The sequence below is a fragment of the Candidatus Erwinia dacicola genome (genome assembly GCF_001756855.1).
Lineage (GTDB): Bacteria > Pseudomonadota > Gammaproteobacteria > Enterobacterales > Enterobacteriaceae > Erwinia > Erwinia dacicola.
In genome coordinates, this window is the sequence record NZ_MAYS01000184.1 from 1 (window position 1) to 15,825 (window position 15,825).

Annotated in this window: 10 protein-coding genes and 1 pseudogene; 8 read left to right on the top strand and 3 right to left on the bottom strand. The window is 55.0% G+C overall.

All coding sequences use genetic code 11. The annotated features are described in order from the left end of the window. Window positions 1–224: 224 nt before the first annotated feature. Entirely contained in the window at window positions 225–623 is a 399-nt protein-coding gene (gene zapG, locus BBW68_RS05760) for a Z-ring associated protein ZapG (protein WP_070134392.1), read from the bottom strand. A gap of 175 nt (window positions 624–798) precedes the next feature. On the opposite strand from zapG, the gene zapE reads away from it, so the two are divergent. The 5 genes from zapE (at window position 799) to sspB (ending at window position 4,453) form a co-directional block, all read left to right on the top strand. Further along, window positions 799–1,926 carry a cell division protein ZapE gene (gene zapE, locus BBW68_RS05765; RefSeq protein ID WP_070134386.1) on the top strand — a complete coding sequence of 376 codons (1,128 nt, stop codon included), beginning with the start codon at window positions 799–801 and terminating at the stop codon, window positions 1,924–1,926. 247 nt (window positions 1,927–2,173) lie between these two features. Then, complete coding sequence (gene rplM / locus BBW68_RS05770; RefSeq protein ID WP_070134387.1) at window positions 2,174–2,602, top strand: 50S ribosomal protein L13; 429 nt, start codon at window positions 2,174–2,176, stop codon at window positions 2,600–2,602. Window positions 2,603–2,617: 15 nt separating this feature from the next. Next, window positions 2,618–3,010, top strand: coding sequence for a 30S ribosomal protein S9 (rpsI, locus tag BBW68_RS05775; protein WP_070134388.1), 393 nt, complete (start codon window positions 2,618–2,620; stop codon window positions 3,008–3,010). Between the two features lie 307 nt (window positions 3,011–3,317). Then, window positions 3,318–3,959 (top strand): stringent starvation protein SspA, encoded by a 642-nt coding sequence (sspA, locus tag BBW68_RS05780; RefSeq protein ID WP_070134389.1) that lies wholly within the window; start codon window positions 3,318–3,320, stop codon window positions 3,957–3,959. Between the two features lie 5 nt (window positions 3,960–3,964). Beyond that, a complete protein-coding gene (sspB, locus tag BBW68_RS05785; protein ID WP_070134393.1) occupies window positions 3,965–4,453 on the top strand; it encodes a ClpXP protease specificity-enhancing factor in 489 nt (162 codons plus the stop codon). A 40-nt stretch (window positions 4,454–4,493) separates the two neighbouring features. On the opposite strand, the gene BBW68_RS05790 is transcribed toward sspB, so the two are convergent. Beyond that, window positions 4,494–6,251, bottom strand: coding sequence for a sulfite reductase subunit alpha (locus BBW68_RS05790; RefSeq protein WP_070134390.1), 1,758 nt, complete (start codon window positions 6,249–6,251; stop codon window positions 4,494–4,496). A gap of 39 nt (window positions 6,252–6,290) precedes the next feature. Then, window positions 6,291–11,822, bottom strand: a complete 5,532-nt coding sequence (locus tag BBW68_RS05795; RefSeq protein ID WP_070134391.1) for a glutamate synthase-related protein — start codon at window positions 11,820–11,822, stop codon at window positions 6,291–6,293. A 979-nt stretch (window positions 11,823–12,801) separates the two neighbouring features. Between BBW68_RS05795 and arcB the strand changes: the two are divergent. The 3 genes and pseudogenes from arcB to BBW68_RS15990 all read left to right on the top strand — a co-directional run. Then, window positions 12,802–15,135 (top strand): annotated as a pseudogene (gene arcB, locus BBW68_RS05800) (aerobic respiration two-component sensor histidine kinase ArcB); the annotation flags it as partial. A gap of 360 nt (window positions 15,136–15,495) precedes the next feature. Beyond that, entirely contained in the window at window positions 15,496–15,630 is a 135-nt protein-coding gene (locus BBW68_RS20145; protein WP_276325374.1) for a hypothetical protein, read from the top strand. Continuing rightward, the coding region (locus BBW68_RS15990) for a helix-turn-helix domain-containing protein (RefSeq protein ID WP_148127558.1) at window positions 15,627–15,825 on the top strand (199 nt) is incomplete at its 3' end. The genes BBW68_RS20145 and BBW68_RS15990, both read left to right, overlap by 4 nt.

Genomic DNA, 15,825 nt, shown 5'->3' on the forward strand with positions numbered 1-15,825 from the left:
GGTCAGAATTCGATCGGTATCGACAGCAACAGCCGCGGGGACTGTGACCATACTGACACCGACACTCAATGCTAATGTGCTTAACAGTAATAATTTGTTTTTCATCGGAAGCAAACTCTCGCTAGCAGGGAAAATGCCCATTGCTAAAATGACAGGCTGTATGTGTCTTGCAATGAATTGAACGGTGCTTGAAACATGGAGTGGCTGGCACCCCACGAAGATGATTACTTGGTAGCGCGGTCACCACGCAGTAGGCCATAGGCGCTGTCCGGGTAGTCACACGGCATCTGTACCGGCACTTGGTCGTTATCCGCTTCTGATTCAGTCAGCTGATAAGCAAACGGGTTTTTTTCACCCGGCAGGTCTGGCAGTAGGTCATTAGAACCTTTCGCCATATGCTGATACAGCTGACGGTAGTCGCGTGCCATGTTGTCTAACAGCTCGGCGCTGTGGGCAAAATGGTTAGTCAGCTCTTTACGATAATCCGCCAGCTCTGCTTTACTCTTTTCCAGCTCGTACTGCAGACTGCGTTGTTCGCGCAGTTTTTTGTTGCCAAAACGCATTGCTACCGCGCCAATAATAATCCCAACTACTAACCCAATAAGCGCGTATTCCCAAGTCATAATGACTCCCATATTGTCTTTGTTGTTACGTAAGGCTTTTCCATCTGATACCAGCTACTATAACCGCTAATGTATTGGAAGTGGAATGTTGCGGCAGCTTCGCTTAGTGTAGAACGACTTTTTTTCGACGGTCAAGACCGCCATAGGCATTTCTTTCAGAGAAAGTGACTCAATTATGCAAACGATGTCCACGCTGGTGCGCTACCAGCAAGCGCTGGAAAACAGCGAGTATCAGCCCGATGAAGTTCAGCGCACCGCCATGACCCGTTTAGACGGTATCTGGCAGGCGTTAAGCCGTGTTAGCCCTCCGGCGCCCGCCGCCAGCGGCGATCTGTTTGGCAAGCTCAACAAGCTGATGGGCACAAGCGAACCGACGACGCAGGCACCGTCTCGCGGTCTGTATATGTGGGGCGGCGTTGGGCGCGGCAAAACTTGGCTGATGGATATGTTTTTTCAGTCGATTCTTGGTGAGCGTAAGCAGCGCCTGCACTTTCATCGCTTTATGCTGCGCGTGCATCAGGAGCTGACAGAACTGCAGGGGCAGAGCGATCCGCTGCAGATTGTTGCCGACCGCTTCAAGGCGGAAACCGACCTGTTTTGCTTTGACGAATTTTTCGTGTCAGACATTGCCGATGCGATGCTGCTCGGCACATTGATGGAAGCGCTGTTCAGTCGTGGCATCACGCTGGTCGCCACTTCAAATATCCCGCCGGACGATCTCTATCGTAACGGTTTGCAACGCGCACGTTTTCTACCCGCGATTGAGATGATCAAGAAGCACTGCGAAATCATGAACGTTGATGCCGGTATCGATTACCGCCTGCGCACGCTAACCTCGGCGCATCTGTGGATGACGCCGCTCGGTGAAGAGACCGCCAAAGAGATGGAGCGGATGTTCTTGGCGCTAGCGGGAAAACCGCGTGAAGCCCATGAACCGCTGGAGATTAATCACCGTCAGCTGCCAACGTTGGGCGGGGCTGAGGGCGTTGTGGCGATGAGTTTCAATGTGCTGTGTGGGGAAGGGCGCAGCCAGAACGACTATATTGAACTTTCTAGCCGTTTTCACAGCGTATTGCTGTATGATGTGCCAGTGATGATTTACAAGACCGAAGACCAAGCACGGCGATTTCTGGCGCTGGTGGATGAGTTCTACGAGCGGCACGTCAGGCTGGTGGTCTCGGCGGAAACATCACTTTACGAGATTTATCAGGGCACGCGGCTGAAGTTTGAGTATCAACGCTGCGTATCCCGTCTGCAGGAAATGCAGAGTGAAGAGTATCTGCGACTGCCGCATTTGCCCTGAAATTTGAATGGGCGCGGCGGGATGAGGATCTTTTTTGCAGAAAACGTTCGATCTTTTAAGGCGACTTTTCTATAATCTTGCGGCCCCGCGTTACAGCAAAGGTTTCTTTCCCAAAAACTCTTTGTGTTCCAGTAACTCTTATCCGAAGGGGTGGGCTTACTGGTCAAGGTGGTCGTGTCAGCTCCAACCGTTTATTCAAGCGTTTGGGATTTCACCAACGTGTAACTTAATTTGGGTAAGTTTTTAGATGAAAACTTTTACAGCTAAGCCAGAATCAATCCAACGTGACTGGTATCTTGTTGACGCAACAGGCAAAACCTTAGGTCGTTTAGCGACTGAATTGGCTTGTCGCCTGCGCGGTAAGCACAAAGCGGAATATACTCCGCACGTTGATACTGGTGATTACATTATCGTTCTGAACGCAGAAAAAGTTGCCGTAACGGGTAACAAGCGTACCGATAAAGTGTATTACCACCACACTGGTTTCGTCGGTGGTATCAAACAAGCGACCTTTGAAGAGATGATTACTCGCCGTCCTGAACGCGTGATTGAAATCGCGGTTAAAGGCATGCTGCCAAAGGGGCCGCTGGGTCGTGCTATGTACCGTAAACTGAAAGTTTACGCGGGCAACGAGCACAACCATGCGGCACAGCAACCGCAAGTTCTTGACATTTAATCGGGATTACAGGCAATGGCTGAGAATCAAAACTACGGCACTGGTCGCCGCAAAAGCTCTTCCGCACGCGTGTTTATTAAGCCGGGTAGCGGTAACATCGTTATCAACCAGCGTTCATTAGAACAGTACTTCGGTCGTGAAACTGCCCGCATGGTAGTTCGTCAACCGCTGGAACTGCTGGACATGGTTGGTAAATTTGATCTGTACATCACTGTTAAAGGTGGTGGTATCTCTGGTCAGGCTGGTGCGATCCGTCACGGTATCACACGCGCTCTGATGGAGTACGACGAGTCCCTGCGTGGCGAACTGCGTAAAGCAGGCCTCGTTACTCGTGATGCTCGTAAAGTTGAACGTAAGAAAGTCGGTCTGCGTAAAGCGCGTCGTCGTCCTCAGTTCTCCAAACGTTAATTTTTTCTGCTCACGCAGAAACGATTATCGGGAAACCTGGTGTCCGGCACCGGGTTTTTTATTTCTTGCCTGCACAAAAAGCGCGAAACACGCACGTCTTTGTCATTTTCCCCGCAATTCGACACTCCGCTCCCCACAAGCTGGCTAAAATCTGGTAAACTATGCGTGACTTTGTTCCCATTGGCCGGGAAATGACGCTGGTATCCAGTGCAGTGGAAGATTGGTCAAACTTCGGGCTGATGGCAATAATGAGTCGCTGCGTGGATAGCTATTCGCAGTAATTTTCTCGATAAACTTGGAGGTTTACATGGCTGTCGCTGCCAACAAACGTTCGGTAATGACGCTGTTTTCTGGTCCGACTGACATTTTCAGCCATCAGGTACGTATTGTCCTAGCTGAGAAGGGTGTTAGTGTCGAGATCGAGCAGGTTGAAACGGATAACCTGCCGCAGGATCTGATCGACCTCAACCCGTACCGTACCGTACCCACCCTTGTTGATCGCGAGCTGACACTCTATGAATCGCGCATCATCATGGAGTATTTAGACGAACGTTTCCCGCATCCACCGCTGATGCCAGTTTATCCGGTTGCGCGTGGTGAAAGCCGCCTGATGATGCACCGCGTTGAGCAGGATTGGTATAGCCTGATGCTTAAGGTTGAAAATGGCACGGCGCAGGAAGCGGAAGCAGCGCGTAAGCAGCTGCGTGAAGAACTACTGGCTATCGCGCCACTGTTCGCCCGCACGCCGTTCTTTATGAGCGAAGAGTTTAGCTTGGTAGATTGTTACTTGGCCCCATTGCTATGGCGTCTGCCGCAGATGGGCATTGAGCTGATTGGTGCTGGTTCAAAAGAGCTGAAAGGCTATATGACGCGTGTCTTCGAGCGTGATTCCTTCCTAGCTTCCCTGACGGAAGCAGAACGTGAAATGCGCCTGCAAACGTGGGGCTGATTACGATGGAAATGTCTCAACTTACCGCACGTCGTCCCTACCTGCTGCGCGCTTTTTATGAGTGGTTGCTCGACAATAATCTCACGCCGCATCTGGTCGTAGACATTAATTTTCCGGGTGTAATGGTGCCCCTGGAATATGCCCGTGATGGTCAGATCGTTCTGAACATCGCGCCGCGTGCCGTGGGCAACCTCGAGCTTGGCAATGACGAAGTGCGCTTCAGCGCGCGTTTCGGCGGCGTTCCACGTCAGGTTTTCGTGCCGTTAATGGCGGTGCTGGCAATTTACGCGCGTGAAAACGGTGCAGGAACTATGTTTGAGCCAGAGCCAGCGTATGGCGAGTACGAGGCTTCTGATGCGCAGGATAGCGCACCGGAAACGGTAATGTCGGTTATCGATGGCGATCGTCCTGACGACAGCGATCAGGATGACGATAACGGTCCCGACGACGAGCCGCCGCACGGTGGTCGTCCGGCGTTACGCGTCGTGAAATAAAAAACGGGCCGTATGGCCCGTTTTTTTATACTGCCAATTCTTAATACACGTCGCGCAGGTAACGCTTCTCTTTCTTCAGCTGGTCAACGTAATCGGCTGCACGCTCCGCAGACATGCTACCAAACTGAGTAATCACCTGGTACAGCGCCTTATCGACGTCTTTTGCCATGCGTGATGCATCGCCACAAACGTAGAAGTACGCACCGTCTTCCAGCCACGTAAACAGCTCTGCGCCCTGTTCCAGCATGCGGGTCTGCACGTAAATTTTCTCAGCCTGATCGCGGGAGAACGCCAGATCAAGGCGGGTCAGCAGACCTTTCTCTTTCCAGCTGTTCAGCTCGTCCTGATAGATGTAGTCATGTTCCTGATGTTGGTTACCGAAGAACAGCCAGTTTTTGCCTTTGGCGCCCACCGTATCACGCTCCTGGAGGAAGGCGCGGAACGGCGCGATACCGGTGCCTGGGCCAATCATGATCAGCGGCGCATCGCCATTGGACGGCACGCGGAACGCTTTATTTGGCGAAATAAAGATCGCCGGCTTCTCACCACGCTTCACGCGCTCGGCCAGGTAGGTCGAGCACACGCCGCTGCGCGCGCGTCCGGCGCGGTGATAGCGCACGGAATCAATCGTCAGGTGCACCTGATTCGGGTGCGCCTTCTGGCTGGAGGAGATGGAGTAAGCGCGGTGCTGTAACGGGCGAAGCAGGACAACAAACTCAGGAATGCTCAGCGCACGGGTAACATCGAGCTGCAGCAAGTCGAGGGTATCTTTGCCCCACAGCCACACGCCAAGCGCATCTTTGTCATCGTGCTGCAGGACGTGGCGCAGCTCCTGGTTGGTGGTGTTTTGGCCTACCCACTCGATCAGCTTGCGCGAAGGCTCGGAAATCTCGAACTGATAGGTCAGCAGGTCACCTAGGCTACGTTCGAAGCCAGGGACCGGCGTATCGTAATCGGATTTTAGCTGCGTCAGCAGCAGGTTAACCAACGACGGTTCGTTCACCGGGATCACCCCCAGTGCATCGCCCGCTTCGTACTTCAGGCCGCTGTCGGTCAGGTCAAACTCGAAGTGACGGATGTCCTTACCGGAGTTTTCACTGGACAGACGCTTGTTGGTCGCCAGCGCTGCCGGATACGGGTTGTTCTTGTTGCTGCCCGGAATGACTGGCGCTTCCGGCGCGCTTTCCAGCACTGTGCCGCTGCTGCCCGCGCTGGCGGCAAACTGAGGCATGGAAGCGGCGATCCACTCGTTGGACGGCTCTTCAAAGTCGATATCGCAGTCAATACGGTTGTAAACGCGTTTCGCGCCCAGCTGCTCTAGGCGCATATCAATAAATTTACCCGCCTGGCAGAAGCCGTTGTAGCCGGTATCACCGATAGCCAGAACCGCAAAGTGCATCTGCTCAAGACGCGGCGCGGTGCTGGTAGAAATCGCCTGCCAGAACAGCTGGGCATTGTCCGGCATCTCGCCTTCACCGTAGGTGGAGGTGATCACCAGTACGTGACGCATGGTGGCGAACACTTCGATATCCACTTCGCCCAGCCCCTGAACCACGGGCACCAGACCTTTGGCGCGGGCGGTTTTCGCCGCGCTCTGCGCTAAGGCTTCAGCATTACCGGTCTGCGAACCAAACAGGATGTGCAGCTGGGTGTTGGCAGCCGACGCTACCCCGCTTGCCGCTTGCGGCTGGTTTTCTAGCACTAGCAGGCGTGAATGTAACCCAGCAAGAAAGCCCGCCAGCCAAAATTTCTGTTCGCCATTGAATGGCGCATCTTCAGGAATATAAGGAATCTTCATTAGCTATGTACTCAATCCCGTTCTCTATAAACTGTGTTATCAGGCTAATTTGCCAACCGCTGCCGCCAGTTCTGGCAGCGCAGCGCGTGCAAACAGCTTTTCAAAGTCAGGCAGACGCCCCAGCACTTCCCGGTTACAGGTATCCTGATACAGGATCCAGCCGTAGGTTGCTAAGCTGTCCATGGAGCGGATATTACGCTGCGTCAGGGCGGCTTTATAATCTGACATACGCTTGGCGCCAATCAGGTAGGAAAGCTCTTCGTCACTGTAGCTTTCAATAGCCGCACGACCGTGGCGCTGCAGCTTACTGATCAGGGTGAGATCTTCCGTCATCAGCAAGTTGCGCACCGCTTTTTCAACGGCTGGATCCTGCACCAGCGTGCCTTTCGGCAGGCGGGAGAGCGCCAGCTGCTGTGCCGAACTCAGCACGGTGTAGTTGTTCAGCAGCACCAACATCTCAGGGGTGTCGGTCGCGCCGTAGCCCGGAACCGCACCGTTTGCGATCGCCTTGCCATCCCGCCATGCGGCTTTAAACTTCGCCACTTGGTGAGCGGCCAGCGCGGTAGATAACTCATCCAGCAGATCCTTGCGGATCTTGGCTTTCAGGATCTCAGTGCCGTCTTGGTAGAGCAGCAGGGAGCGCGGCATCACGTAGACGAAATGCTGGCTCTCGCTTTCCCAATGATCCAGCAGCCACTGCGCATGCGGCGAGTGGGTCGCGTCCAGATGCCAGTTTAGCATCGTCAGCACCGCGTCTTTGTGTACACGCGCCATCTCGTTGTCGTCGGTAATCGAACCGAGCATCACCGAGTTAGCCGCTACGGAACCCGCCAACGTGCCGTACGGGTCATACTGATAGGCGAAGCCGCCGCTCATGCCGTTGCCGAAGCCGGTACCGTAAGTGCCGAGGTTGAGCACCGCGCCGTTGGTCATATATTCGCAGCAGAAATCACCGACACCTTCGACGACCGCCGTGGCACCGGAGTTACGCACGGCGAAGCGGTCACCCGCCTGGCCCTGAGCAAACAGACGCCCGCCGGTGGCGCCGAACAGCGCGAAGTTACCGACCAGCACGTTGCCTTCGGCATCCTGCGAGCCGCCGCTAGGCGACATCACCATGATCTCGCCGCCGCACTGGCCCTTGCCGACGCCGTCGTTACAGGTGCCATAGTGCTCAAGGCGCATGCCGTCGTTACAGAACACGCCGTAAGACTGACCGGCAGAGCCGGACGTGGCGATGGTGACGGTACCCGGTGCCAGATAACGGCGACCGCGATCGTCCAGCAGGGCTGCCGGAATAGCGCTCAGCTGCTCCGCGTCCAGCTGATGGTTCAGCAGGCGTTCGATATCAATCGCCAGCTGGCCGCCGATGCTCTTATTTCGGTTGTTCAGGGTGATGCCATCGCCAAGGGCGATAGCAGTCAATCCCTGAGTGACCAGCTGATCTTTCACCAAGTCGACCCAGCCATCGTCCAGCTCGAAATCTTTTTCCAGATAGACCGGGCGGGTAATTTTTAGCTCCGGCACCACGGTTAACATGGCGCGTAGATCCAGCTTGCCGACTTCCAGCGGGTGAACCATCAGGTGCAGCAGGTCAGAACGTCCACGCGCTTCACGCAGAGAGCGCAGGCCGAGGCGCGCCAGCATCTCACGCACTTCGTGCGCGACGTTGATGAAGTACTGTGCCAGCTGGCGCGGATCGCCGTCAAACGCTTCGGCATTGGTGGTTAATCCGGCCGGGCATTTCACGTTACAGTTTTTCGCCATGACGCACTTCAGCATCATCAGCGCGGTGGTGCCGAACTCGAAGCTATCGCCGCCTAGCAGCGCGGATTTCACCACGTCGCTACCGGTCTGCTGAGCGCCGGAGCAGCGGAGCAGCACTTTTTCGCGCAGGCCGTTAGCACACAGCGCTTGGTGAACTTCGGCGATGCCGATCTCCGCCACGCGGCCAGTGTATTTCAGGCTGGTGACGGAAGCCGCACCGGTGCCGCCGGTGTTACCCGAGACGTTAATCACATCGGCACCGGCTTTCGCCACGCCAACCGCGATGGTGCCGATACCTTCAGACGACACCAGCTTCACGATCACGCGCACGCGCGCCGCTTTACAGTCGTGGATCAGCTGTGCCAGATCCTCGATGGAGTAGGTGTCGTGGTGCGGCGGTGGTGAAACCAGCTCAACGCCCGGTGTGCCTCCGCGCGCTGCGGCGATCTCAACGGTGACTTTCGCCGCCGGTAACTGACCGCCTTCGCCCGGTTTTGCACCCTGACCGATTTTGATCTCCAGCTCTTCCAGCATCGGGTCCGCTAGATAGGCTGCCCAGACGCCAAAGCGGCCGGAAGCGAGCTGCTTGATGCGTGAAGCGCGAATGGTGCCGTGGCGCGAGTAGTGCTCGCCGCCCTCACCACAGTTGCTCATGCCGCCAACCATGTTGGTGCCGTGCGCCACCGCTTCGTGCGCCGGAGCAACCAGCGCGCCGTGGCTCATCGCACCGGAGGCAAAGGTACGGGTAATTTCATGCGCAGGCTGCACTTCGCTCAGCGGCAGCACCGCAGAGATGGTGAAGATGCGCGACAGGTAGTCAGCCGCTTTGCCGTTGGCGCTGATGTGCAGCGTGTTTGCGCTGATTTCGCTGTGCCCAATTGCATCACCGAAGCGTTTTTTCAACACGCCGGACAGGGTGGTCAGTCGATCGTGCTCGCTTTTTAGACCGACGATGGCATCGGTCAGGCGCAGCGTGAACTGGCCTTCACGGTTTTCGACCGCCTGGCACACCATGCCGCGCACCGCAAAGACATTGTTGACCAGCGAGTAACGGCCCAGCTTGCGGGTAAATTCGGCTTCGCTGTCGACGTGGGTCAGATCCGCCGGGAAGGCGAGAATGTCACGCAGCGCCGCAGGACGGAGTTTACGCTCTTCCTGCATCAGGCTGGAGAACTGACGGTAGTCCAGGGTGATAGCAAAGTTATCAATCACCTCGTTCGGGATGCGTTCGAAGCTGCTGTCCTTAAAGGATTTGGCTTTGATGTCGAAAGCGTTATCCAGCTTAGCCAGCGTCATCAGGCGGATAAAGTTATCCTCCTCACGCGGCTTGTCGGAGAAACGGATCGGCTGCTCGGTCATATCGATGAAGGTACGCACGGCGATGGAGCCGTAAGAGTGACCGGCCCCTTCCGCGCGCTCTTTAAACAGGCCAAGCAGCGGCACTTCGTTTTCGCCCTGAATTCGCAGCGCGCTCTGATGCCAGTCCACCGCCATCTGCGCGATGCTGGCGAAGCCTGCGCCGCCGACTGGGGTCTTGATGTTCGGGAAGTATTTCTTCAGCACGCGATCTTCGGTGTCGAGGAAGTTCGGCTCGAAGAACTCACCGCAGCTGTAGCTTTCAACGGTACACAGGCCGACTTTGCCCATGGTTTTCATCAGCGCTTTTTCTGCGGCTTTGGCATAACGTTTAAAGGCTTTGTTGCCGCCTTCGCCTTCACCGTACTTCTCTTCCGCCCGCATCTGCACGCCGAGCGGATAGACCGCTGAAGCGCCGAAGCCGAGGGTGGCCGCGATATGGTGTGACGAAATGCTTTGACCGCTCTCCACCACCAGCGAGACGTCGAGACGCAGACCTTCCTGCACTAGTCGTTGGTTAATGGCGGAAACCATCAGCAGCATTGGAATGCTGGCGCGGGTTGAGGAGATGTGGCGGTCAGTGATCACCGCGATGCCGCCCTGTTCGTGGGCGAAATCGACCACTTCCTGCGCTAAATCGTCGATGGTTTTTTCCAGCGCGTCCGCGTTGGCGGCACGATTCAGCGGATCGACGCCAATCACCGGGGTGTAGAGCATCTCAAAGCGTTTGTACGGGGCAACGGTCTGCTCACGCAGCTGCAGCATATCCAGGTGGGTCAGGATCGGGCTTGGCACCACAATCTGCTTGCCTTTGCTGCGGCCGAGGTGCGGTTTAGCACCCAGCGCCACGCGCAGCGTCATGCCGTCGGCTTCACGAATGGAGTCGAGCGGCGGGTTAGTCACCTGCGCAAAGCGCTGGGAGAAGTAGTGGGCCATGCCGCCTTCGTGGTCGGACAGGGCATTGATGGCGTTGCCGTAGCCCATCGCTGAGATTTTCTCTGCGCCGGTGGTGAGCATCGGGTCCATCATGAACTTGAAGCTTTCTTGGTTGTAGTAGTACGCCACAAAACGCTGATAGGTTTTGAGGTCGCCGCTATAACGCAGTGGGGAGCCTTGTTGCTCCGCCGGGATCACCGGCAGCTCATCCAGCGTAACGCGCGACTGTGCCAGCAGCGCCGGGTAATCCTCTACCGCTGCCAGTTTCTCCAGCGCTTCGAGCGTGGTGTAGCTGCGCTTTTCGCGGTGATCGTAATACAGCATCCCGCCCGCTTCGATACGACCACGGCGCAGCACGCTCTCCGGTGGGAAGGCAATCTGACCGGCTTCGGACATGGCACCGATGTACTCGGCGGTTTCGACGGAACGCAGCGGGCGCAGGCCCAAGCGGTCCAGACGGGCACCAATCACTTCACCGTTGCCGAAGATCAGCGCTGCCGGGCCGTCATTCTTCTCTTCATACAGGGAGAAGTATTCCAGCATTGCGCGCACTTCCGCAGACAGCGAAGGGTCGTTTTCCCACGCTGGCGGCATCATCGAGATCACGGCGGTGATCAGGTCGAGGTTATCTTCCATCAGGCGGCTGTGAATGCTCTGGTCAAGGCGTGAGCTGTCAGACTGGCCTTTTGGTCGCACAATCTTCTTGCCACGAGCCAGCGCCAGCGCCGACTCTGCAATGCGGTTTTTACGGTCAGTGTTCAGCTCGCCGTTGTGCGCCATCAGGCGGAACGGCTGCGCCATGGTGGTATGCGGGTCGGTATTAGTCGAGAAACGGGTATGGAAGAACAGACCGCGCACTTGATGGTCAGCATCGGCCAGATCTTGGAAATAGGGGATCACTTCGTTTGAGTTCAGGCGTGCTTTAAATACCTGAGTGCGCGAGGAGAGCGACAGCGGATACAGACCGCCAAATTCGCTTTCGGTAAAGGCGCGTGCTTCGATGTCCAGTAGTGCGCGATAGATGTGCTTTTCGAAGTCAATCTGGTTAGTTATATCGGCTGGGGCAGTAAACACCCACTGCACGATAGGCCACTGGAACGGGATCGCCGCCGGGCGCAGCACGCTGGTATCCAGCGGCAGGTCACGCTTAATAGTAATGGCAAGATCATAAGTGGCCAGTGTCTCTTCTACCAGACGCTCGGCGTTGCCACGCAGCGCAGCATCTTTCGGTACGAAGAAGTTACCCACGCCAAAGCACCCGGCTTCTAACGGCAGCCCGGTGACTTTGCGGAAGAAGTGCAGAGAGAGGTCAACGTTAACTCCGGCGCCGTCACCGACGCCTTCAGCAGACATGCCCCCACGGTGAGGTACTGTGCAGAGTGCGCTGTGCGCCATTTGCAGAACCTCATGAGTTTGCTCGCCATCCTTACGAGTAATGAAACCCACACCACAGCTGTCACTATCTTTTGATGGATCGTACAGTCCATAAGGATAAGGTTTTGAGTTGGACATCGGGGGCCTCCTTAACTGCTTTGACATTACCACTATTCTTCAGGCACAGAGGGCGCTCGGCATCTCTCTAGGCTCTGTATAATATTCTTGCCGCTGTTTGTTACGGACACCGTGAATCCGGGCATCCCTCGCCAGATATTGTCTAAAACATCCTTGAAGGGGACCGCTCACTTTAATTCCGGGTCTCTGGGTGGAGATAACTTGCATCACAAGGGAGTCTGATTGCTGCTTAGATATGCCAAGACGCTGACCCCTGAAGAAATCTTCCAGCGGATTTCCAACTTATCGGTAAAGCGTACTCAGGTCAAATAGCGTTCTTACTTATACTTTTTGACACTTTGAGTGAGTTATATTATTGATATATATATATCAATATATTTTTAACCCTATTCAAGGGGAGTTAGCAGAGGGAGAAGTGTGAACTGACTCACTATAGGGCAGGTACCGAATCTCTGCACCATGCTGGTGCCGGAGATAATGGCAGCAGAATGTGCTGTAAAAAATTGGTATAACCGCAGGAACGCACTGTTTTTAGTTAGTGTGGTTATTTGAATAAAACAGGGGGTGTCATTAGTAAAATTGATTATGCAGTGTGATTAATATTTCATTAAATATGAATAGTTATTCGTTTGGATGAGCTAAAAAAAGGCGAGTGATTTCCATCATCGCTAAGAAAAACATCATCTAAAAATGGCGCTGCGAACTGGCAGCAGCCCGGAAAATTATGCAGTTATGAAATTTAGTCAATATGCTGAGGCGTAATTTTTTTATCTAGGCAAAATGCGGGCCTAGCGCGGAATAGCATCGATCCGCACCCGTTAGCCTGCCGGCGACGATAATCCCGCCATAAGCGGCTGCCGCCTGTGGATGGTGCTGCACTATTACCGTGCAACCGCTGGCAGCGTCCTGCGGTCAATCGTGCGTTGGTCTTTTGTCCAATTCCGGTATGATTGCGGCTATCAGGCGGAAGGGATTCTTTATGAAACAAATTCGTTTATTAGCACAGTATTACGTTGATTTGATGGTTAAGCTGGGGCTGGTGCGTTTCTCATTGCTGCTGGCGTCTGCGCTGGTGGTGCTGGCGATGATTGTGCAGATGGCCGTCACCATGGTGCTGCGCGGCCATGTGGAAAGCATTGACATGGTGCGATCGGTGTTTTTCGGCCTGCTGATCACCCCGTGGGCGGTCTATTTCCTCTCGGTCGTGGTGGAACAGCTGGAGGAGTCGCGCCAGCACCTGTCACGGCTGGTGGATAAGCTGGAGGAGATGCGTAACCGCGACCTTGAGCTGAACCAGCAGATGCAGGGCAATATCACCCAGCTAAATCAGGAGATTGCTGATCGTATCAAAGCCGAAGAGGCGCGCCTGCAGGTGATGACCAGGCTGAAAGAGGAGATGGCGCGGCGTGAAGAGGCGCAGATCGAGCTGGAACAGCAATCCTCATTCCTGCGCTCGTTCCTTGACGCCTCTCCCGACCTTGTTTTCTACCGCAACAGCGACCAGCAGTTTTCCGGTTGTAACCGGGCGATGGAGCTGCTGACCGGCAAAAGTGAGAAGCAGTTAATCGGCCTGTCACCTAAAGAGGTGTATGACGACGATGCCGCCACCAAAGTGCTGGAAACGGACAAAAAAGTGTTTCGCTACAACGTCTCCCTGACTTATGAGCAGTGGTTGCAGTATCCCAACGGGCGCAAGGCCTGTTTTGAAATCCGCAAAGTACCCTATTATGACCGCGTGGGCAAACGCAGTGGGCTGATGGGCTTCGGACGCGATATAACCGAGCGTAAGCGCTATCAGGACGCGTTAGAGAACGCCAGCAGGGAAAAGACCACTTTTATCTCTACGATCAGCCACGAGCTGCGTACGCCGCTTAACGGCATTGTCGGTTTGAGCCGCATCCTGCTGGATACCGATCTCAATCAGGAACAGCTGAAATACCTCAAAACCATTCACGTTTCGGCGATCACCCTCGGGAATATTTTCAACGACGTGATTGAAATGGACAAAATCGGGCGGCGCAAAGTGCAGCTGGATAACCAGCTGATCGACTTCACCGACTTCCTAGCCGATCTGGAAAACCTTTCCGGCCTGCTGGCGGAACCGAAAGGGCTGAAGTTTGTACTAGCACCGGACCTGCCGCTGCCGCACAGAATTATCGCCGACGGCACGCGCCTGCGTCAGATCCTGTGGAACCTGATCGGCAACGCGGTGAAATTTACCCAGCAGGGCGAAATTGTGGTGCGCGTTGGCTACCTTCAGGATGACTGCCTGCGCTTTGAGGTTGAAGACTCCGGCATGGGCATCCCGCAGGACGAGCAGGATAAAATCTTCGCCATGTACTACCAAGTGAAGGATCAGCGCGGCGGCAAACCGGCGACCGGAACTGGGATCGGGCTGTCAGTATCCCGCCGCCTAGCGCAAAGCATGGGCGGGGATATCAGCGTGCGCAGTGCCCCGGGCCAAGGCTCCTGCTTTACCCTGACGCTGAACGCGCCGCGTATTGCGGAAGAGGTAGAGGATGAGCAGTCGGAAGGCGAGCTGCCATTGCCAGCACTGCATGTGCTGCTGGTGGAAGATATTGAGCTGAACGTTGTCGTGGCGCGTTTGGTGCTAGAGAAGCTCGGCAACAGCGTGGAAGTGGCGATGACCGGCCAGGCGGCGCTGGATATGTTCGACCCGGATGAATTTGACCTAGTGCTGCTGGATATCCAGTTGCCGGACATGACCGGGCTGGACGTGGCGCGTGCTATTCATCGGCGCCACTCGGGTGAGCAGCTGCCGCCGCTGGTGGCGCTGACCGCCAACGTGCTCAAGGACAAACGTGAATACCTGGATGCCGGCATAGATGATGTGCTGAGCAAACCGCTGGTGGTGCCTGCGCTGACGGCGATGATCAAAAAATGCTGGGATTATCAGGAAGTCGAACTGCCAACCTTACCGGAGATCAACATGGATGAAAAACAGCTGGCGCTGCTGGATGTGCCAATGCTTGAGCAATATATCGAACTGATCGGGCCGAAGTTGATCTATCAGAGTCTGGAAATGTTTGAGCAGATGATGCCGGGTTATCTGGACGTGCTGGATTCCAACATGATGGCGCGCGATCAAAAAGGGATTGCGGAAGAGGGTCACAAGATCAAAGGGGCTGCAGGCTCGGTCGGTCTCACGCATTTGCAACAGGTTGCCAAACAGATTCAAAGCCCGGAACTGCCAGCATGGAGGGATAACGTGCAGGAATGGATTGATGAGCTGAAACAGGAATGGCGCAATGACGTTGAAGTACTACGTCAATGGGTTACGGATGCTAAAAAAATGACCCCGACCAAGGCCGGGGTGCGCGAATACTGCGCCAACACCAGGGAAACTGGAAACCTGCGCTGTTCTGATAGAAATCGTCAGGAGCGCAGATTTGGTATTGAGTGAACCACTAATAAGCTCAGGAACTACTTTAGCAAATCTCACATCACTTGTTACCAGATTCATTAAAATGTGTGATATTGAGCAGCGTCGGTAAATAGAAGACTTTAATTTTACTTCTCAGTCAAGTAACGAATGCAATTGATTAGGGATTTGTCTTAGGCCCATTCCCAGTCGAAACTGTAGTGGCACACTGATACTGGCCACCTGATCGGAAGGTGATATTCTCACCTTCCCAACACCACAGGTGACCCAATGGCTAAACATTTCACGCTAGAATTTAAGCTCGAAGCGGCGAAGTTAGTTGTCGACCACGGCTATACCTGTCGCTACCGATGTAAATCTGACCCACCCAGGGTAAAAATGGCAGTTTTAAGGCACTGCCAATGATGACATTGGAGACCAGAGTGGAGATGAGTGTTTTACACCGTCAGGGCATGTCGATACGCGCCATCGCGCGCCAGCTTTCATGCTCTCGTGAGACCGTTCGCAGATATATCCGTAGCCCGCTGCCCGTAGCGGATATCCGCTACAAGCCACGCGCACCCAGACCCTGCAAGCTTGACCCGTTCAAGCCCTATATCC